General features: G+C 72.5%; 18 protein-coding genes. 6 read left to right on the forward strand and 12 right to left on the reverse strand.

The window, feature by feature from the left end; genetic code table 11:
- Positions 1-82: 82 nt before the first annotated feature.
- From Q5425_RS16645 to Q5425_RS16655, 3 genes are all read left to right on the forward strand, one after another.
- On the forward strand, positions 83-2,005 hold the full coding sequence (locus tag Q5425_RS16645) for a DNA/RNA non-specific endonuclease (RefSeq protein ID WP_308673141.1): 1,923 nt from the start codon (positions 83-85) through the stop codon (positions 2,003-2,005).
- A gap of 63 nt (positions 2,006-2,068) precedes the next feature.
- Positions 2,069-2,500, forward strand: a complete 432-nt coding sequence (locus tag Q5425_RS16650) for a VOC family protein (RefSeq protein ID WP_308673142.1) — start codon at positions 2,069-2,071, stop codon at positions 2,498-2,500.
- Between the two features lie 321 nt (positions 2,501-2,821).
- A complete protein-coding gene (locus Q5425_RS16655; RefSeq protein WP_308673143.1) occupies positions 2,822-3,562 on the forward strand; it encodes a sigma-70 family RNA polymerase sigma factor in 741 nt (246 codons plus the stop codon).
- Here Q5425_RS16655 and Q5425_RS16660 read toward each other — a convergent pair.
- The 5 genes from Q5425_RS16660 to Q5425_RS16680 are packed head-to-tail and all read right to left on the reverse strand — an operon-like array spanning position 3,552 to position 9,034.
- Complete coding sequence (locus tag Q5425_RS16660) at positions 3,552-4,616, reverse strand: acyl-CoA dehydrogenase family protein (protein WP_308673144.1); 1,065 nt, start codon at positions 4,614-4,616, stop codon at positions 3,552-3,554. The two genes, Q5425_RS16655 and Q5425_RS16660, sit on opposite strands and share 11 nt — an antisense overlap.
- Complete coding sequence (locus Q5425_RS16665; RefSeq protein ID WP_308673145.1) at positions 4,613-5,533, reverse strand: acyl-CoA dehydrogenase family protein; 921 nt, start codon at positions 5,531-5,533, stop codon at positions 4,613-4,615. The genes Q5425_RS16660 and Q5425_RS16665 overlap by 4 nt, the downstream gene beginning before the upstream one ends.
- Positions 5,530-6,660: an acyl-CoA dehydrogenase family protein gene (locus Q5425_RS16670; protein ID WP_308673146.1), complete on the reverse strand. Its 1,131-nt coding sequence runs from the start codon at positions 6,658-6,660 to the stop codon at positions 5,530-5,532. The genes Q5425_RS16665 and Q5425_RS16670 overlap by 4 nt, the downstream gene beginning before the upstream one ends.
- Positions 6,660-7,505, reverse strand: a complete 846-nt coding sequence (locus Q5425_RS16675; RefSeq protein ID WP_308673147.1) for an enoyl-CoA hydratase — start codon at positions 7,503-7,505, stop codon at positions 6,660-6,662. Before Q5425_RS16675 ends, Q5425_RS16670 begins: the two co-directional genes overlap by 1 nt.
- Positions 7,502-9,034 (reverse strand): FadD3 family acyl-CoA ligase, encoded by a 1,533-nt coding sequence (locus Q5425_RS16680; RefSeq protein WP_308673148.1) that lies wholly within the window; start codon positions 9,032-9,034, stop codon positions 7,502-7,504. The genes Q5425_RS16675 and Q5425_RS16680 overlap by 4 nt, the downstream gene beginning before the upstream one ends.
- Before the next feature lie 82 nt (positions 9,035-9,116).
- Between Q5425_RS16680 and Q5425_RS16685 the strand changes: the two genes are divergently transcribed.
- Genes Q5425_RS16685 through Q5425_RS16695 form a run of 3 tightly spaced genes read left to right on the forward strand, consistent with a single transcriptional unit; the run spans position 9,117 to position 12,189 of the window.
- A complete protein-coding gene (locus Q5425_RS16685; RefSeq protein ID WP_308673149.1) occupies positions 9,117-10,262 on the forward strand; it encodes an acyl-CoA dehydrogenase family protein in 1,146 nt (381 codons plus the stop codon).
- Positions 10,259-11,029 (forward strand): SDR family oxidoreductase, encoded by a 771-nt coding sequence (locus Q5425_RS16690; RefSeq protein ID WP_308673150.1) that lies wholly within the window; start codon positions 10,259-10,261, stop codon positions 11,027-11,029. Before Q5425_RS16685 ends, Q5425_RS16690 begins: the two co-directional genes overlap by 4 nt.
- Positions 11,030-11,037: 8 nt before the next feature.
- Positions 11,038-12,189, forward strand: a complete 1,152-nt coding sequence (locus tag Q5425_RS16695; RefSeq protein ID WP_308673151.1) for an acetyl-CoA C-acetyltransferase — start codon at positions 11,038-11,040, stop codon at positions 12,187-12,189.
- Here the strand turns inward: Q5425_RS16695 and fgd are convergent, their stop codons facing one another.
- The 7 genes from fgd to Q5425_RS16730 are packed head-to-tail and all read right to left on the reverse strand — an operon-like array spanning position 12,190 to position 18,212.
- Entirely contained in the window at positions 12,190-13,194 is a 1,005-nt protein-coding gene (gene fgd, locus Q5425_RS16700; RefSeq protein WP_308673152.1) for a glucose-6-phosphate dehydrogenase (coenzyme-F420), read from the reverse strand.
- Between the two features lie 2 nt (positions 13,195-13,196).
- Positions 13,197-14,252, reverse strand: a complete 1,056-nt coding sequence (locus Q5425_RS16705; RefSeq protein ID WP_308673153.1) for a nitronate monooxygenase — start codon at positions 14,250-14,252, stop codon at positions 13,197-13,199.
- The gene (locus tag Q5425_RS16710) at positions 14,249-14,980 is read right to left on the reverse strand and encodes a CoA-transferase (RefSeq protein ID WP_308673154.1); all 732 of its coding nucleotides are present in this window, start codon (positions 14,978-14,980) and stop codon (positions 14,249-14,251) included. Before Q5425_RS16710 ends, Q5425_RS16705 begins: the two co-directional genes overlap by 4 nt.
- Positions 14,977-15,840, reverse strand: coding sequence for a CoA-transferase (locus tag Q5425_RS16715; protein WP_308673155.1), 864 nt, complete (start codon positions 15,838-15,840; stop codon positions 14,977-14,979). Before Q5425_RS16715 ends, Q5425_RS16710 begins: the two co-directional genes overlap by 4 nt.
- A complete protein-coding gene (locus Q5425_RS16720; protein ID WP_308673156.1) occupies positions 15,830-16,570 on the reverse strand; it encodes an enoyl-CoA hydratase family protein in 741 nt (246 codons plus the stop codon). The genes Q5425_RS16715 and Q5425_RS16720 overlap by 11 nt, the downstream gene beginning before the upstream one ends.
- On the reverse strand, positions 16,570-17,448 hold the full coding sequence (locus Q5425_RS16725; RefSeq protein WP_308673157.1) for an SDR family oxidoreductase: 879 nt from the start codon (positions 17,446-17,448) through the stop codon (positions 16,570-16,572). Before Q5425_RS16725 ends, Q5425_RS16720 begins: the two co-directional genes overlap by 1 nt.
- The gene (locus Q5425_RS16730) at positions 17,445-18,212 is read right to left on the reverse strand and encodes an SDR family oxidoreductase (RefSeq protein ID WP_308673158.1); all 768 of its coding nucleotides are present in this window, start codon (positions 18,210-18,212) and stop codon (positions 17,445-17,447) included. Before Q5425_RS16730 ends, Q5425_RS16725 begins: the two co-directional genes overlap by 4 nt.
- Between the last annotated feature and the right edge of the window lie 51 nt (positions 18,213-18,263).

The raw sequence follows: 18,263 nt of genomic DNA on the forward strand, positions 1-18,263 counted from the left end.
GGCGACTCGCCGGAAATAGTGTAACGCCCCCGGTGGCCGCGCGACTAACGCGGTGTTTCCGCCCCGCCCGCCGGGAGGCATCGTGGACGTCCAGACGGACCGGCAGTCCGGCCAGCAGCAGGCCGCGGCCGAGCGCGCCGCCGAACGCACCGGGCCGCGGCAGGCCAAGATCGCGTTGCTGCGCAAGCCCGGCGGGATCGCCGAGGCCGACGAACCGAGCCGGGTGGCCACCCGGATCGACCGGCTCGGCCGCTACTACCCCGACGTCCGGCCGGTGAGCCCGGCGGCGATCGCGGCGGGCGACCCGGCGGCGATGACGGCCGCCGGCGCGATCCTCGAACGCATCGCCGGAACCAACGACCTGCTCGGCGTGGGCTACCTCGAAGGCGGGGTCACGGCTTCGGCCGCCGTCGGCCGGGTGAACATCCGGAACGCCCAGGGCAGGCTCGCCGGCTACGGCACGGGATCGCTGGTGTCACCGGAACTGCTGCTCACCAACCACCACGTGCTGCCGGACGCCGCCACCGCCGGGTTCAGCGTCGTCGAATTCGACTACCAGGACGGCGTCGACGGCCTGCCGCGGCCGGTGCGGGCCTTCGCACTCGACCCGGACCGCTTCTTCGCCGCGGACCGGACGCTCGATTTTGCGCTCGTCGCCGTGAAGGCGACCGCGGACGAACTGCGCCCCTTCGGGTTCAACCGGCTGATCGCCAGCGAGGGCAAGGCGATCGTCGGCGACTTCGTCACCATCGTCCAGCACCCCGGGGGCGGCAAGAAACAGGTGGCGCTGCGGGAAAACCGGGTCGTCGACGTCCTCGACGACTTCCTCCACTACGAAACCGACACCGAACCGGGGTCGTCCGGCTCCCCGGTGTTCAACGACCAGTGGGAGGTCGTGGCGCTGCACCACGCCGGTGTCCCGGCGGGCGGCCGGGCGGAGTACGGCGGTTTCCTCAACGAGGGCGTCCGGGTCAGCAAGCTGCTGAAGTTTCTGCGTGAGCAGCCGTTCCCGCCGGACCGGCAGGCGCTGCTCGACCGGCTGGCCACCCGGCCCGAGCGCGCCCGGCCGGCCGACGGCGGCGCTCCGCAGGTGCTCACGCTCTCGATGCCGTTCGACATCCGGCTGCGCGCCGAACCGGCCGCCGGGCGGATCGACCCCGACTACTCGAACCGGGCCGGCTACGACCCGGGCTTCCTGCCCGGGCACACCGTGCCGCTGCCCGGGCTGTCCGCCGAGCTCGCCGGGCTGGCGGCGCTCAACCGGCAGGCCACCGGTGAGCCGCGGTACGTCCTGCCGTACCACCACTTCAGCGTCGTCATGCACAAGGAACGCCGGCTCGCGATGTTCACCGCCGTCAACATCGACGGGCGCACCAGCCGGGCGCTGCGGCGCGAAGCCGACCACTGGTCGCTCGACCCGCGGGTCGCGGTGACCGAGCAGATCGGCGAGGAGATCTACCGCGACAACCCGCTCGACCGCGGGCACCTGGTCCGCCGCCTCGACCCCGCGTGGGGCGCGACGGAGCCGATCGCGCAGCTGGCCAACGACGACACGTTCCACTTCACGAACTGTTCGCCGCAGCACAAGGACTTCAACCAGAACAAGACGACCTGGGCCGGGCTCGAGGACTACGTGCTGAACAGCGCGGACAACTTCGACCTGAAGGTCAGCGTGGTGACGGGCCCGGTGCTGGCCGCCGACGACGACCACTACCGCGGGGTGCGGTTGCCCCGCCAGTTCTGGAAGGTGGTGGCGATGGTGAAGGACGGCGGCGCGCTGTCGGCGACGGCGTACCTGCTGAGCCAGGAGGAGCTCATCAGGGGCCTGGAGGTGGCGGCCGGGTTCGACTACGGCGCCTACCGCACGTACCAGGTCCCGGTCCGCCGGATCGCCGAGCTGACCGGCCTGTCGTTCGGCGACCTGCCGGCCGCCGACCCCCTGGCCGGCCTGGAGTCGACGAGCGTGGCCCAGGAGGTCCGGACGGCGGCGGACCTGGTGCTCTGAGGAGCCGGCGGCGCCGGCGGCGGTGGTTACCATTCGGGCAAGAACCCCGGCGAAGGGAGCCCGATGACCGTCCTCGACTCGCCCATCCCCCGTTTCCACCTGGCGATGCCCGTGGACGACCTGGCGGCCGCCCGCCGCTTCTACGGCGAAGTCCTCGGCCTCGCACAGGGCCGCAGCGCCGAGACGTGGATCGACTGGAACCTGCACGGCCACCAGTTCGTGACGCACCTGGCCCCGGCCGGGCCCAAGCGCGTCCACAACCCGGTCGACGGCCACGACGTGCCGGTGCCGCACTTCGGGCTGATCCTGACGATCCCGCAGTTCCAGGCCCTCGCCGACCGGCTGCGGGCGGCGGGAACGGAGTTCGTGATCGAGCCGTACGTCCGCTTCGAGGGCCAGACCGGCGAGCAGTGGACGATGTTCCTCCTCGACCCGGCGGGCAACGCCCTGGAGTTCAAGGCCTTCGCCGACGACTCGCAGGTCTTCGCGAGCTGAGGCGCCGGCCCGGCTCGGCGGCCGTTTCGCGCTCGGTGCCGCCCGCCGCGCCGGCGCGGGCCGGCGTTCCGCTCCCCTCATCGCTGGGACTCGCGTCGATCGGCGCGGGTCCGCCGTGACCACCCGTGGGCCCGCGGGACCTCTCGTCGCGGCTCCGCACCGCGCCGGCCATCGAAGGCACCGGCCTGACCGATCGCCGAAAGCCCAGGTCAACGGCTCGGCCACCACTCGATCGGGCCGACCGGCCGTTACGGACATCGCTGTACCTCTTACTTTGGGTACCCGGACCCACAGAGCGTGCCGAACCCCGGGGAGAACGCGATGGAACCAGCCGACGACGAGCCGGACTCGGTGTTGCTCGCCGCCCTGCGGGCCGGGGATCTCGAGGCGGCCGGGCGGCTCTTCCGCCGGCATGCCGAGCCGCTGTGGCGGACCGCCGGGGCCTGGGCGCGGCAACCCACCGAACGCGACGACCTGGTGGCCGAGACGTTCGCCCGGGTGCTGACGATCGTGCGCGCCGGCGGGGGGCCGCACGGTGATCTGCGGCCCTACCTGGTCGTGACCATGCGCAACCTGGTCTCCCGGTGGAGCAGGCAGCGCAGCCGGGTCGAGCTGCGGGCCGCCGTCCCCGACGCGGCCGCCGGCGGGGCCGACGAGCTCGCGCTGCTGCGGTCGAACGCCAAGCTCGTGTGGTCGGCCTACTGCACGCTGCCCGGCCGGTGGCGGACGGTGCTGTGGCGGACCGAGGCCGAGGGGGGCACGCCGACGGAGGTGGCACCCTCGCTCGGGTTGTCGCCGAACAGCGTCGCGGCGCTGGCCATGCGGGCGCGGGAGGGGCTGCGGCAGGCCTACCTGCAGGTCCAGGTGCCCGAGACGGACGAGCCCGCCTGCCGCGAACCCCGGCGGCGGATGGGGGCCTGGGTCCGCGGTGCCCTGTCGCCGCGCAAGGCCCACGCCGTCGCCGAGCACGTGGCCGGCTGTCCCGCCTGCCGGCTGGTCGTCCGCGGCCTCGACGAAGCGAACCGCGAACTGCCCGGCTCGGCGGCGCGGCTCACCGGCTGAGCCGGGGACCGGGGAACCCGGCGGCGTCGCCGAAGAGCAGGGCCGTCCCGTGGGCGCGTTTGAAGTACAGGTGGGCGTCGTGCTCCCAGGTGATCGCGATGCCGCCGTGGAGCTGGATCATCTCCGCCGCCGCGTGGGTGAACGCCTCGCCGCACACCACCTTCGCGGTCGCGACGGCCTCGGGGTCGCCGTCCACCAGGGCCGCGTACAGCGCCGAGCGGGCCGCCTCGACGTGGACGTGCACGTCGGCCATCCGGTGCTTCAGCGCCTGGAACGACCCGATCGGGCGACCGAACTGACGGCGTTGCTTCGTGTACTCGACCGTGAGCTCCAGGGCCCGCGCCGCCGCGCCGGTCTGCTCGGCGGCGACGGCGACCGTCGCCGTGTCGCGCAGCTGCCGCAGCGGCCCGGCGAACCCGCCGGTGTCGAGCCGCCGGGCCGGCGTCGAAGCGCACTCGACGACCGCGAGGCGCCGGCCGGGGTCCAGGCTCGTGACGCGCTCGCGGCGAACCCCCTCGAGCGGCAGCTCGAACAGGCCGGTCCCGTCGTCCGTGCGGGCCACGGCGAGCAGGACGTCGGCGGTGTCCCCGTCCAGGACGTAGCAGGCGCGGCCGTCGAGCTCTCCCCGTCCGGACGCGGTCAGGGCGGGTGTCCACCGGCCGTCCTCGCCGGACCAGGCCAGGGTCGCCAGGGTCGTTCCGGCGGCGATGCCCGGCAGCAGCCGCTCGCAGGCTTCGTCGTTGCCGCTGCGGAGCAGGGCTTCGCCGCACAGCACCGCCGAGCCGAGCATCGGCGACGGCGTGAGCGTCCGGCCGAGTTCCGCCAGCACGACGCACGCCTCGGCGAGGCCGGCGCCCACGCCGCCGTAGTGCTCCGGGATCGCCAGTGCGGCGACGCCGATCTGCTCGCAGAGCGTGGACCACAGCTTGTCGTCGTGGCCCAGCGGCGACGCCATCGCGGCCCGCACCGCCGCCGGCCCCGACCGGCGCGTCAGCAGGGCCCGGACGGCGTCCCGCAGCGCCCGGGCTTCCGCCGTCTCCATCGGGTCGGTCATCGCAGGACCCGCGCCCGGTGGAACGACGCGGTTCCCCAGGCCCCGGCAAGGGCCCGGACCTTCGTCAGCCGGAGGCCGAGGTCGTGCTCGGCCGTGTAGCCGATGGCGCCGTGCACCTGCAGGGCCGTCCGCGCGGCGAGGTAGGCGGCGTCGCCGGCCAGCACCTTGGCCGCCGAGACGTCCCGGGCGAACGTCTCTCCGGCGACGGCGGCGCCGTAGAGCAGCGGCCGGGCCAGTTCCAGCCGGGTGACGACGTCGGCGAGGAGGTGCTTGACCGCCTGGTACTCGCCGATGGCCCGGCCGTACTGGTGACGCTGCTTGGCGTACGCCACCGACGTGTCGAGGAGCCATTGCCCGGCCCCCAGCAGCTGGGCGGCCACGGCCAGGACCCCGCGGTCGAACGCGGTGCCGCTCGATCGGCCGGCCGCGCCCGGCACCCGGAACAACCGCCGCGGCGGATCGATCGAGCGCACGGGCGCGGCTCCGGCGCCCGTGAGGTGCGCACCGGTGAGGTCGAGCACCACGCCCGCGATGTCGGCGTCGAGGGCCAGGGGGACCTCCGGCGGCGCGACGACGGTGGCCACGAGGTCGCCCTCGGCGAGCGAGGTGAGCCGGTGCCCGGTCAGCAACGCCGGGGCGACCGCGGCCGACTCGGCCACCGGACCCGGGACGGCGTGGTAGCCGAGCGCTTCGCAGGCGAGGACCAGGTCGGCCGGGCCGGCGCCGAGGCCGCCGTGGTCCTCGTCGACCAGCAGCGCGAAGACCCCGACGTCGGCGAGCGCGCGCCAGAGCTTGAGGCCGCGGTCGTGCTCCCCCGCCGCCCAGGCCCGGGCGGCGGCCGCGGTGTCCGCGCCGCCCAGCAGCTCGTGCAGTGTCGCGGCGAACTGCCGTTGCTCCGGCGAGAGCTGGAACCTCATCGGCGGGCCTCCCTCGGGAGCTTCAGCAGCCGTTCGGCGATCGTGTTGCGCTGGATCTGGTCGGTCCCGCCGTAGATCGGCCCGGCGAGGGAGAACAGGTAGCCGTGCACCCAGGCCTCGTCGGTCTCCGCGGCCGGGCCGAGGACGTCGAGCGCGGTTTCGTGCAGTTCGACGTCGAGGTGCGACCAGAACAGCTTGTTCACGCTCGACTCGGGCCCCAGCTCGCCGCCTTCGGCCAGCCGGCTCACGGTGCCGAACGTGTACAGCTGGTAGGCGCGGGCCCCGATCCACGCATCGGCCACTCTGTCCTTTGTGGACTCGGGTTCGCCCCTGTCCCGCCAGAGGTCCACCAGGCGATCGGCGGCGGCGAGGAACCGGCCGGGACTGCGCAGCGAAAGCCCGCGTTCGTTGTTCGCCGTTGTCATCGCGACCCGCCAGCCCTGTCCCACCTCGCCGATCACGTCTTCGTCGGGCACGAACACCTCGTCGAAGAAGATCTCCGCGAACCCCGGCTCGCCGTCCAGCTGCGGGATCGGCCGGACCGTGACGCCCTCGGCGCGCAGGTCGGCCATGAAGTACGTCAAGCCGTGGTGGCGCCGGGCTTCCGGATCGGTGCGGAACAGGCCGAACGCGCGGTCGGCGAAAGCGGCGCGGGAACTCCACGTCTTCTGCCCCGACAGCAGCCAGCCGCCGTCGGTGCGCACCGCCGTGCTGCGCACCGCGGCGATGTCGCTGCCCGCCTCCGGTTCCGACCACGCCTGCGCCCACACCTGCTCGCCGCGGGCCATGGCGGGGAGGATCCGGTCGCGCTGCTCCCGGGTGCCGTGCGCGAACAACGTCGGGCCCAGCATGAAGATCCCGTTCTGCGAAACCCGGCCCGGTGCCCCGGCCGCGTAGTACTCCTCCTCGAACAGCAGCCACTGCAGCATCGACGCGTCCCGGCCGTGGTATTCGCGCGGCCACGACACGACCGACCAGCGCGCGTCGGCCAGCTCGGCTTCCCACTCGCGGTGCGCCGCGAAGCCCTCGGCGGTGTCCATCGACGGCAACGACCGGACGTGCCCGGCCAGCCACTCCCGGGCTTCGGCGCGGAACGCCGCCGACACCTCGTCGATGTCGAGGTCCATCACGTCCCCTTGTCCGCATCGCGCATCGACCGCGCCGACTGCCCGCCGAGGGAGTCTTCCGAGGTTTCCGCGTTGTGGGCGTGCGCGAGGTGGTGCAGGCCGAACACCGAGTCCATCCCGGACCGCAGGCCCATCAGGTCCTCGGCCTGGTTGACCGCCTTCTTCGCCAGCGCCAACCCGAACTGCGGCATCCCGGCGATCTTCTCCGCGAGCTCCAGGGTGCGCTGTTCCAGCTCCGCCCGCGGCACGATCCGGGTGACCATGCCCCATTCCTTGGCCTGCTGGACGGTGAACCGCTCGCCGGTGAACAGCACCTCCTTCGCCGCGCGCGGCCCGAGCACCCACGGGTGCGCGAAGTACTCGACTCCCGGGATCCCCATCCGCACCACCGGATCGGCGAAGAACGCGTCATCGGACGCCACGATCAGATCGCACACCCACGCCAGCATCAGCCCGCCCGCGATGCACGCGCCCTGCACACTGGCGATCATCGGCTTCGGGATTTCCCGCCACCGGCGGCACATGCCCAGGTACACCTCGGACTCGCGGGCGAACCGCTGGTCGCCGCCGGCCCGGTCGACGTGGTCCCACCACAGGACCGCCCGCCGGTCGAACGACCGGTCCGCGTCCCGGCCGGGGCTGCCGATGTCGTGCCCCGCCGAGAAATGCTTCCCTTCGCCCGCCAGCACGATCACCTTCACCTCGGCGTCGTTCACCGCGTCGGCGAAGGCGTCGTCGAGGGCGTAGGTCATCGCCGAATTCTGGGCGTTGCGGTAATCCGGCCGGTTCATCGTCACCACCGCGACCGGCCCCCGCCGCTCGTACCGGACCACCGGTTCACTCATGCCTTCTCCTCGGTCAGCAGCCGCTTCAGCACCTTGCCGGAAGCGTTGCGGGGCAGTTCGTCCAGGAACTCGACGAACCGCGGGGTCTTGTAGTTGGCGAGCCGCTCGCGGCAGAAGGCGACGACCGCCTCCGCCGTCAGCCCGGTGCCGACGACGAACGCCTTGCCGACTTCGCCGAGCCGCTCGTCCGGAACGCCGACCACGGCGACGTCGCGGACGCCGTCGAGCTCGGTCAGGGCGTGTTCGACTTCGGCCGGGTAGACGTTGAACCCGCCGCAGATGTACATGTCCTTGAGCCGGCCGGTGATGGTGAGGTTCCCGGCGGCGTCGAGCTCGCCGACGTCGCCGGTGTGCAGCCAGGCCTGCTCGTCGACGGCGCGGGCGGTGCCTTCGGGGTCGTCGAGGTAGCCCAGCATCACGTTCGGCCCGCGGACCACGATCTCCCCCGGCGAACCCTGGATCGCCACTTCGAAGCCCGCGGTCGCCCGGCCGGACGTCCTCGCGACGAGGTCCGCGTCGTCGCCGGGGCGGCACATCGTCACCACGACGGCTTCGGTGAGGCCGTAGGCGGTGAGGACGGTTTCGAACCCGAGCTCGGCCCGCATCCGGCGCACGAGCGAGGCGGGCACGGTGGCCGCCCCGGTGACCGCGAGCCGCAGTGACGACAGGTCGCCCTTGCGGGGCTCGTGCAGGAGCGACTGGAAGACCGTCGGCGCGCCCGGCAGCACGGAGATCCGCTCCCGCTCGATCACCTTCAGGGCCGCGCGCACGTCGAACACCGCCTGCGGGACGATCGCCGCGCCGGTCAGCAGGCCCACCACGATGCCGGCCTTGTAGCCGAAGCTGTGGAAGAACGGGTTGATCACCAGGTACCGGTCCTCCGCGGTGACCTGGCCGCAGTCCGCCCACGCCGCCGCGACGTCGACCGTCTGGCGGTGCGCCGAGAGCACACCCTTGGAGCGGCCGCTGGTGCCAGAGGTGAAGAGGATGTCGCTCACGTCGTCCGGGCCGACGGCGTCCGCCCGTGCTTCGGCTTCGGCCTCGGTGACCCGCTCGGCCAGCGCCAGGAACTCCTCCCAGCCCAGCGTGCCCTCGACCGGCCGGTGCGGCTCCTGCAGGGGCACCCGGACGACGGTGGCGAGGTCCGGCAGCTGCGCGCCGGTCTCCCGGATCGCCGCGTACCGGTCGGTGCCGAGGAAATCGGCGGCCACGACGAGCGCGCGGGCCCGGCCGCGGACCAGCAGGTCCACGGTCTCGGTGGCGGTGAAACGCGTGTTGACCGGGACCAGGGTCGCCCCCGCGTAGAGCGCGCCCAGGGCCGCCAGCACCCAGTGGTGGGTGTTGGGCAGGGCGATCGCGACCCGGTCGCCCGCCTGGACACCGCACGCGGCGAAGGCCCGTGCGACCGTCCGAACACGTTCCAGAAGCTGGTCGAAGCCGAGCCGCACGCGGTCGTCGACCAGCGCCTCCGCGGACCCGAACTTCGCGGCGGCGTCGCGGACAACGGCCGGGATCGTGGTCTGTCCCACCACACCCTCCTCTGGACCGGCAAAGTAGAACGTGTTCTCATTACCCTAGGTGCCGGACCGGCCCGGCAGCAAGGAGGCGTGCGTGGAACCGACGCGATTCCGCCGCGAGGTCGCGGGCTGGCTCGCGGACAACCTGACCGGCGAGTTCGCGCGGCTGCGCGGCCTGGGCGGGCCGGGGCGGGAGCACGAGGAGTTCGACCTGCGCCTGGCCTGGGAACGCCACCTGGCCGCCGCGGGCTGGACCTGCGTGGGCTGGCCTGCGGAGTTCGGCGGCCGCGGGCTCTCGCTCGCGGAGCAGGTCGCCTTCCACGAGGAATACGCCGCCTCCGGCGCACCCGCCCGGGTCAACCACATCGGCGAACAACTGCTCGGCCCGACGTTGATCGCCTTCGGCACCCCGGAACAGCAACAGCGGTTCCTGCCCGAGATCGTCGCCGTCGAGGAACTGTGGTGCCAGGGCTACTCCGAACCCGGCGCCGGCTCCGACCTCGCCGCCGTCTCCACCACCGCGGTGCTGCGCGACGGCGAGTGGGTGCTCAACGGCCAGAAGATCTGGACCTCACTGGCCCACGTCGCCGGCTGGTGCTTCGTCGTCGCCCGGACCGAACCCGGTTCGCAGCGCCACCACGGCCTGTCCTACCTGCTGGTCCCGTTGCGCCAGGACGGCGTCACCATCCGCCCGATCCAGCAGCTCACCGGCACCTCGGAGTTCAACGAAGTCTTCTTCGACGACGCCCGCACCCCCGCGGATCACGTCGTGGGCGAACCCGGCGAGGGCTGGAAGATCGCGATGGCCACCCTCGGCTTCGAACGCGGCGTCTCGACGCTGGGCCAGCAGATCGGCTTCCGCCGCGAACTCGACGACATCACCGCCGAAGCCCAGCGACTCGGCACCTACGACGACCCGCTCCTGCGCGCCGACCTCGCCCGCGCCCGCATCGGCCTGCGGGTGCTGCGCGCCCACGCCCTGCGCACCCTCGGCGAGGCCGCCGGGCCGGAAGTCGCCGTCGGGAAACTGCTGTGGGCCCAGTGGCACCGCGGGCTCGGCGAACTCGCCGTGCGGGCCCGCGGCGCCCGGTCCCTCACCTCCGACGGGGAGGAACTCGACGAGTGGCAGCGGCTGTTCCTGTTCACCCGCGCCGACACCATCTACGGCGGCTCCGACGAAATCGAACGCACCATCATCGCCGAGCGGGTGCTCGGCCTGCCGAGGGAGGCCCGCCCGTGATCCCCCAGTACCCACCCGGCCACGACCTGCTGCGGGGGAAGATCGTGGTGGTCACCGCGGCGGCGGGCACCGGGATCGGCTCCGCGGTGGCGAAACGCTGCCTCGAAGAAGGCGCGAGCGTGGTCATCAGCGACTCACACGTTCGCCGGCTGGGCGAGAAGGCCGCCGAACTGGCCGAGCTGGGCAAGGTGCACGCCATCCCCTGCGACGTCACCCGCGAGGACCAGGTCCAGGCCCTGATCGACGGCGCGGTGGCCCACTTCGGGCGCCTCGACGTGCTGATCAACAACGCCGGGCTCGGCGGCACGAAGTCGGTGCTGGACATGACCGACGACGAGTGGTCGAAGGTCCTCGACATCACGCTCACCGGCACGTTCCGCTGCACCCGCGCGGCGCTCAGGCAGTTCGTCGCCCAAGGGGGTGGCGGCGCGATCGTCAACAACGCCTCGGTGATCGGCTGGCGCGCCCAGGCCGGGCAAGCGCACTACGCCGCCGCCAAAGCCGGCGTCATGGCCCTGACCCGCTGCTCCGCGCTCGACGCCGCCGAGCACCACGTCCGCGTCAACGCCGTCGCCCCCAGCCTCGCCATGCACCCCTTCCTCGCCAAGGTGACCAGCGACGAACTCCTCGAAGACCTGACCCGGCGCGAGGCGTTCGGCCGGGCCGCCGAGCCGTGGGAGGTCGCCAACGTCATGGTCTTCCTCGCCAGCGATTACGCGAGTTACCTCACCGGCGAAGTCGTCTCCGTCAGCAGCCAGCACCCCTAGGAGCTCCCGTGCCCGAAGCCTTCCTCCTCGACGCGGTCCGCACCCCCGTGGGACGGCGTGGCGGCGCGCTGTCCGGGTGGCACTCCGCCGACCTCGGCGCGCACGTGGTCAAGGCCGTCGTCGAGCGCGCCGGCGTCGACCCGGACCTCGTCGACGACGTCATCTTCGGCTGCACGGACACGCTCGGCCCGCAGTCGGGCAACATCGCGCGCACCGCGTGGCTGGCGGCGGGTTTCGGCGACCACGTGCCCGGGGTGACGATCGACCGGCAGTGCGGGTCGAGCCAGCAGGCCGTGCACTTCGCCGCCCAGGCCGTCCTGTCGGGGACGCAGGACCTGGTGCTGGCCGGGGGCGTGCAGAACATGAGCCGGATCCCGATCAGCGCGGCGATGCTCGCCGGGCGCGAGTACGGCTTCGACGACCCGTTCTCCGGCTCGAAGGGCTGGCAGGAGCGCTACGGCAGTGCCGAGGTCTCGCAGTTCCGCAGCGCCGACATGATCGCCGAGCACTGGGACATCGGCCGCGCGGACATGGAGGAGTACGCCCTGCGCAGCCACCGGCGGGCGCTGTCCGCCATCGACGAGGGCCGCTTCGACGCCGAGATCGCCCCGGTCGACGGCTTCCGGCAGGACGAAGGCCCGCGCCGGGACACGTCCCTGGAGCGGATGCGCGGCCTGAAGCCGCTGAGCGAGGGCTCCCGGCTGACGGCGGCCGTCGCGAGCCAGATCTCCGACGGCGCCAGCGCGGCCCTGCTCGCGTCGGAGGCCTTCGTGAACGAGCACGGCCTGACGCCCCGGGCCCGCATCCACCACCTGTCGGTGCGCGCGGCGGACCCGGTGTGGATGCTGACCGGCCCGATCCCGGCCACCGCGCACGCGCTGCGGAAGGCCGGGCTGACGATCGGCGACATCGACCTGTTCGAAGTCAACGAGGCGTTCGCGAGCGTGGTGCTGGCCTGGCTGGACGAAACCGGCGCGGACCCCGGCCGGGTGAACGTGAACGGGGGCGGGATCGCCCTCGGCCACCCGATCGGGGCCACCGGCACCAAGCTCCTGGCGACGCTCCTGCACGAGCTGGAGCGCCGACGCGGGCGTTACGGGCTGCAGACGATGTGCGAAGGCGGCGGCACCGCCAACGTCACCATCATCGAACGGCTCTGATCAGCCCAGTGCGCGCAGCTTCGGCAGGACGTCCTCGGAGAACTGGGTCAGGAACCGCTCCTGGTCGTGGCCGGGGCCGTGGAAGACGAGGTGGTTCAGCCCGGCGTCGAGGTACGGCTTGATCTGGGCGACGGCTTCGTCGGGGTCCGAGGCCACGATCCACCGCTTGGCGACCTGCTCGATCGGCAGCTCGTCGGCCAGCCGTTCCATCTCCTCGGCCGAGGACACCGTGTGCTTCTGCTCCGCCGTCAGCGACAGCGGCGCCCAGAAGCGGGTGTTCTCCAGCGCCTTCTCGGCGTCGCGGTCGTAGGACAGCTTGATCTCGATCGTCCGGTCGATGCTCTCGGCGTCGCGCTCCGCGGCGGAAGCGCCTTCCTTGACCGCCGGGATCAGCTTCTCGGTGTAGAGGTCCATGCCCTTGCCCGAGGTGCAGATGAACCCCTCGCCCGAGCGGCCCGCGTACTTGGCGACCACCGGCCCGCCCGCGGCGACGTACACCGGCACCGGCTGCTCCGGCCGGTCGTAGATCTTGGCGTTGACCAGCTGGTAGTAGTCACCTTCGAAGTTGACGTTGTCGCTGGTCCACAGCTCGCGGATCAGCTTGATCGACTCCCGCAGCCGGGCGAAGCGCTCCTTGAACTCCGGCCACTCCCGCCCCGACACCGCGATCTCGTTCAGCGCCTCACCGGTGCCGACCCCCAGGATCACCCGGCCGTTCGACAGCAGCGACATGGTCGCGAACGCCTGCGCGATCACCGCCGGGTTGTACCGGAACGTCGGGGTCAGCACGCTCGTGCCGATCTGCACCCGCTTCGTCCGCTCGGCCACCGCCGGCATCCAGGCCAGCGCGAACGGCGCGTGGCCGCCTTCGTGCCGCCAGGGCAGGAAGTGATCGGACACCCAGACCGAGTCGAGGCCCACCTCTTCGGCGCGCACGGCGTACTCGACCAGGTCCCGCGGCCCGAACTGCTCCGCAGACGCCTTGTATCCGACCTTCAACGCCACGCTCATCCTCCCGTTTCCCGGCCGAGCCGCCGCAGGATCTCACCTGCCTCGGCCACTGCGCCCTCGACGATCTGCGCCACCGTGGGCAGGTCGTGGATCATGCCCACCACCTGTCCCGACGCTAGCACTCCCGCGTCCGTCCGGCCTTCGACCAGTCCCGCCCGCAACAGCATCGGGGTGTTGGCCGCCATGACCAGCTGGCTCCACGTCAGATCGTTGCCGTGCTTCATCACAAGGCCTTCTCGCAGCATCGCAACCGGGGAGAGGCCGGTGATATTCCGGAAGCGCAGTGCGTTGCGCGCGGCCTGCGCCAGGCCGCGGACGCGGCCGGTGCGTTCGAGCCGGTCGACGAGGCCGGTGCGGAGCACGCGGTGCGGCAGGCCGTCGACGCGCCGGGTGACGACCGTCCCGGTGAGACCCTGCTCGAGGTAGAGGCGCTTGACGTCGTCGGGGACCGTGCTCTCCTTGCTCAGCAGGAAGCGGGTGCCCATCGCGATGCCCGCCGCGCCGTAGGCCAGTGCGGCGGCGAGACCGCGGCCGTCGAAGAAGCCGCCGGCGGCGACGACCGGGATGTCGACGGTGTCCAGCACCGAGGGCAGCAGCAGCGTGGTGGCCACGCCTCCGGTGTGCCCGCCGCCTTCGCCGCCTTGGACGATGACGGCGTCCGCGCCCCACGCGGCGACCTTCTCGGCGTGCCGGGCGGCGCCGACCGACGGGATCACGACGACGCCGTGGTCCCGCAGCTTCGCGATCATCTCCTTCCGCGGCGCGAGGGCGAAGGAAGCGACCTTCACGCCTTCGCGGATCAACAGGTCGACGCGTTCACCGGCGTCGGCCGCGTCGGCGCGCAGGTTCACCCCGAACGGCTTTTCCGTCCGCTTCTTCACCTCGGCGATCGCCGCTTCCAGCTCGACGTAGGTCATCGTGGCCGAGGCGAGGATGCCGAGGGCCCCGGCTTCCGCGGTCGCCGAGACCAGCCGCGGGCCGGCGACCCAGCCCATCCCGGTCTGCACGACGGGGTGCTCGACCCCCACCAGCCGGGTGAGCGCGGTCTTCACGCCGGCACTTCCCGGTCGCGCAGGTGCTCCGGATCGAGCACTTCCCGGATCAGCCGCAGCTCGTCCCCGGTCGGTTCGCGGCTGGTCCCGGCCCCGGTGAAGTCGATGGCGAACGTCGTCGCCGCGACGACCTCCTCGCGCGTGACGCCCGGGTGCAGCGACACCGCCCGCATGGCGTGGTCCGGGCCGCCGAAGTCGAACACACCCAGGTTCGAGACGACCCGGTGCACGTCGTGGTACTTCTCCGCCGACGGGCCGGCCTTGGCCGCGTTGTCGTAGCCCACGCCCGAAACGACGTCGACGCTGTCCACGAAGACGCGGGCGGAGTGCCGGGGCACCCAGTAGCTGGTGCGGTGGTTGACGGTGTTGCCCGGCGCACCCCGCACGCCGAGCAGCTGCTTCTTCGGGCGGGCGTGGTCGCCGATGGCGGAGATGTTCTGGTTGCCGTACCGGTCGATCTGGTTGGCGCCCATCACGACGTGCCGCCGCCCGTGCGGCACGATCGTGTCGAGCATCTTCCGGAACGGCTGCCACCCCTCGACGACACCGTCCGGGGTGAGCAGGTACGCCTCGCCGTCGGACATCAGCAGGTCCGGCTCGAACGTCGAGCGCGCGAGTTTCGCGCCCAGCTGCGGGATGAGGCCCATCGGGCTGGCCACGATCTCGCCGTCGCCGCGGAACAGCTCGGCCACCGCCACCACGGCGATCTCGGCCCGGGTCGCGCTCATGCCGCCTCCGCCCCGAACTTGTCCACTTCGGACAGATAGGTGCGCTCGCCGCCGGACAGGAACCGGTCCGCGAACCCGGGCCAGGCGTCGAGGTCCTTGGCGCAGGCCGCGTAGTGCCGCTGGAAGCGCTCGTCCCGGCCGTAGTCCGGCACCGCCGTCGTGAAGTGCGCTCCCCGGGGCGCCTCGACGACGCCGTCCACGTTGCCGCGGTTGAGCAGCAGCGACTGCACCGGTCCCCCGGCCGTCAGCTCGGCGGTCTCGACGACCTTTTCCACCGACACGAAGCGTTTCTCCGCGGCGAGGCAGAACAGTTCGTCGAAGTACGGGTCCGGGCCGAGGTACTGGGCGTTGCCGCGGACGTCCGCGCGATTGAGGTGCACGAGCGCGACGTCGAGGTGCTGCGCCGGCACCGCCACCAGCTCCTCGCCGTCGGCGTACGGTGAACGCACCGTGCGGAGCTCGGGGTTGGCCCGCATCACCTCCGACCCGAGACCCGCCCGCGTCGGCAGGAACGGGAGCCGCTGCGCCGCCGCCGACAACGCCGTGCCGAACATGCCCTCGTCGTACTCGGTGACGTCGACGACCCCGGTCTCGCGGGCCCGGCCGAACCACGGGTCGAACGGGATCGAATCCAGGGTGACGAACCCGAACACCACCCGCTTCACCTTGCCCGCGGCGCACAGCAGGCCGACGTCCGGGCCGCCGTAGGACACGACCGTGAGGTCCTTGACCGGTGTCCGGAGGATCGCGCGGACCAGCGCCATCGGCTTGCGCCGCGATCCCCAGCCCCCGATCCCGATCGTCATGCCGTCCTCCAGCTCGGCCGCCACCTCGTCGGCGGTCGTGCGCTTATCGGCCATTCAGGAACTCCTCACGAGCCTCGTCGGACGCGCCGAGCAGGTTCAGCTCGAAGGTGAAGCCCTGCTCGAACCGGTAGCTGCGGTGCACCTGCTGGGTGTCGATCCCGTTCAACGCCTCTTTCGCCGCGCGGATGACCCGCGGGTCCTTCTTCGCGATGTCCCGGGCGACGTCCAGGGCGGCCTCGTCGAGGTCCGCGCGCGGCACCACCCGGTAGACCGAACCGTGGGTCAGCAGCTCGGCGGCAGTGATCTTGCGAGCGGTGAAATACAACGTGCGCATCAGGTGCTGCGGCACCAGCCGCGCCAGGTGCGTCGCCGCCCCCAGTGCGCCCCGCTCCACTTCCGGCACGCCGAAGGTCGCGTCTTCGGAGGCGATGACCACGTCGGAATTGCCCACCAAGCCGATCCCGCCACCGAGACAAAAGCCGTGCACCGCCGCCACGACCGGGACCTCGCAGTCGTAAACCGCGCCGAAAGCCGCGTAACAGCCCCGGTTCGCACCGACCAATGCGTCGTAGCCCGCGCTGCGCTGGATCTCCTTGATGTCCACACCCGCGTTGAAGCCGCGGCCTTCCGCGCGGAGGATCACGACGTGCACCCCCGCGTCGCGGCCGGCCTGCGTGATCGCGTCGGCGAGGTCGAACCAGCCCTGCACGGGCAGCGCGTTCACCGGCGGGTAGTCGACGGTGACGACCTCGACGTGGCCGTCGCGTTCGGTCCGGATGCCCATCAGCTCGCTCCGTAGACGGGTTCGGGCTCGGGCGCGCGCTCGAGCAGGCCGGCCACGACCGGGCCGAGTTCGGCCGGGTCCCAGCGGTCGCCCTTGTCCACGGCCGGGCCGTGTCGCCACGCCTGGGCCAGGGAAACCTTGCCGCCCTCGACCTCGAACACCCGGCCCGTGACGTGCCCGGACTCCTCACTGCCCAGCCAGACGACCAGCGGCGAAACGTTCTCCGGTGCCATCGCGTCGAAGCCGGTGGCCGGCCGCGCCATCGACGCGAACACCGCCTCGGTCATCCGGGTCCGCGCGGCCGGCGCGATCGCGTTCACCGTCACCCCGTACCGCGCCAGCTCCGCGGCCGCCACCACCGTCAAACCGGCGATCCCCGCCTTCGCCGCCGAGTAGTTGCCCTGGCCGACGCTGCCCAGCAAGCCGGCACCCGAACTCGTGTTGATCACCCGCGCGCTGGGCATCCGCCCGGCCTTCGTCTCGGCCCGCCAATGTTCCGCAGCGTGCCGCAACGGCGCGAAATGCCCCTTCAGGTGCACCCGCACCACCGCATCCCACTCGTCCTCCCCCAGATTGACCAGCATCCGGTCCCGGAGGAACCCCGCGTTGTTCACCAGCACGTCCAGGCGCCCGAAGTTCCCGACCGCGGTGCCGATCAGCTCGCGGGCCCCGGCCCAGTCGGCCACGTCCGAGGTGTCGGCGACCGCTTTTCCGCCGAGCTCCGCGATCTCGGCGACCACCCCGGCGGTCGCGTCCCCGTCCACGTCGTTCACCACCACCGGCGCGCCCTCGGCCGCGAACGCCAGCGCGTGCGCCCGTCCGATGCCGCGCCCGGCGCCGGTCACCACGACCACCCGGTCCTGGCACAACCCGCTCACGAATCCTCCCGATGGTTGACGTCGGCCGCGGCGAGGAACGCCGGGACCTCACCGCCGCCGTGCACGCGCAGGGTCGCGCCGGAGACGTAGGAAGCCAGACCGGAGGCCAGGAACGCGGCGCAGTGCCCGATTTCCGCCGGCTCGGCCAGCCGCCCGAGCGGGACGGTCTTGCCGACCGCCTCGACCGCGGCCTCACTGCCGTAGTGCAGGTGGGACTGCTCGGTCCGGACCATCCCCACGGCCAGGGCGTTGACCCGGACCTTGGGCGCCCACTCGACCGCGAGACTGGCGGTGAGGTTGCCGAGCCCGGCCTTCGCGGCCCCGTAGGCCGCCGTTCCCGGCGAGGGCCGCGTTCCGCTCACGCTGGAGATCATCACGATCGAGCCGCCGTCGTCCTGGCGCTGCATCACGGCGTTCGCGTGCTGCGCGACCAGCAACGGCGCCAGCAGGTTGAGCTGCACGATCTTCTCGTGCAGCCGCGGCGACGCCTCCGCCGCCGGCACGTACGGCGCCCCGCCCGCGTTGTTGACGACGACGTCCAGCCGCCCGTGCCGCTCGACGATCCCCTCGACCAGCGCGGCCACCTGCGCCTCGTCGCGGACATCGCACGCGGCGAACTCCGCCTCCGTGGGTGCCTCCCGCCGCGCGCAGACGACGACCCGGGCGCCGTGGGCGAGGAACACCCCGGCGATCCCCCGGCCCACCCCGCGGACGCCGCCGGTGACCAGCACCACGGTTCCGGCCAGGCCCAGCTCCGTCTTCACCGGCACACCACCTTCCGTCCCCAAAACTAGAACATGTTCTCGCTGGGGACA

Source organism: Amycolatopsis sp. A133 (assembly GCF_031082405.1).
In the GTDB taxonomy this organism is placed as follows: Bacteria; Actinomycetota; Actinomycetes; order Mycobacteriales; family Pseudonocardiaceae; genus Amycolatopsis.

Coding starts and splice junctions, on each gene's coding strand:
- Q5425_RS16650 (WP_308673142.1), top strand. CDS start 2,069: ATGACCGTCCTCGACTCGCCCATCCCCCGTTTCCACCTGGCGATGCCC.
- Q5425_RS16655 (WP_308673143.1), top strand. CDS start 2,822: ATGGAACCAGCCGACGACGAGCCGGACTCGGTGTTGCTCGCCGCCCTG.
- Q5425_RS16660 (WP_308673144.1), bottom strand. CDS start 4,616: ATGACCGACCCGATGGAGACGGCGGAAGCCCGGGCGCTGCGGGACGCC.
- Q5425_RS16665 (WP_308673145.1), bottom strand. CDS start 5,533: ATGAGGTTCCAGCTCTCGCCGGAGCAACGGCAGTTCGCCGCGACACTG.
- Q5425_RS16670 (WP_308673146.1), bottom strand. CDS start 6,660: ATGGACCTCGACATCGACGAGGTGTCGGCGGCGTTCCGCGCCGAAGCC.
- Q5425_RS16675 (WP_308673147.1), bottom strand. CDS start 7,505: ATGAGTGAACCGGTGGTCCGGTACGAGCGGCGGGGGCCGGTCGCGGTG.
- Q5425_RS16710 (WP_308673154.1), bottom strand. CDS start 14,980: ATGAGCGCGACCCGGGCCGAGATCGCCGTGGTGGCGGTGGCCGAGCTG.
- Q5425_RS16715 (WP_308673155.1), bottom strand. CDS start 15,840: ATGGCCGATAAGCGCACGACCGCCGACGAGGTGGCGGCCGAGCTGGAG.
- Q5425_RS16720 (WP_308673156.1), bottom strand. CDS start 16,570: ATGGGCATCCGGACCGAACGCGACGGCCACGTCGAGGTCGTCACCGTC.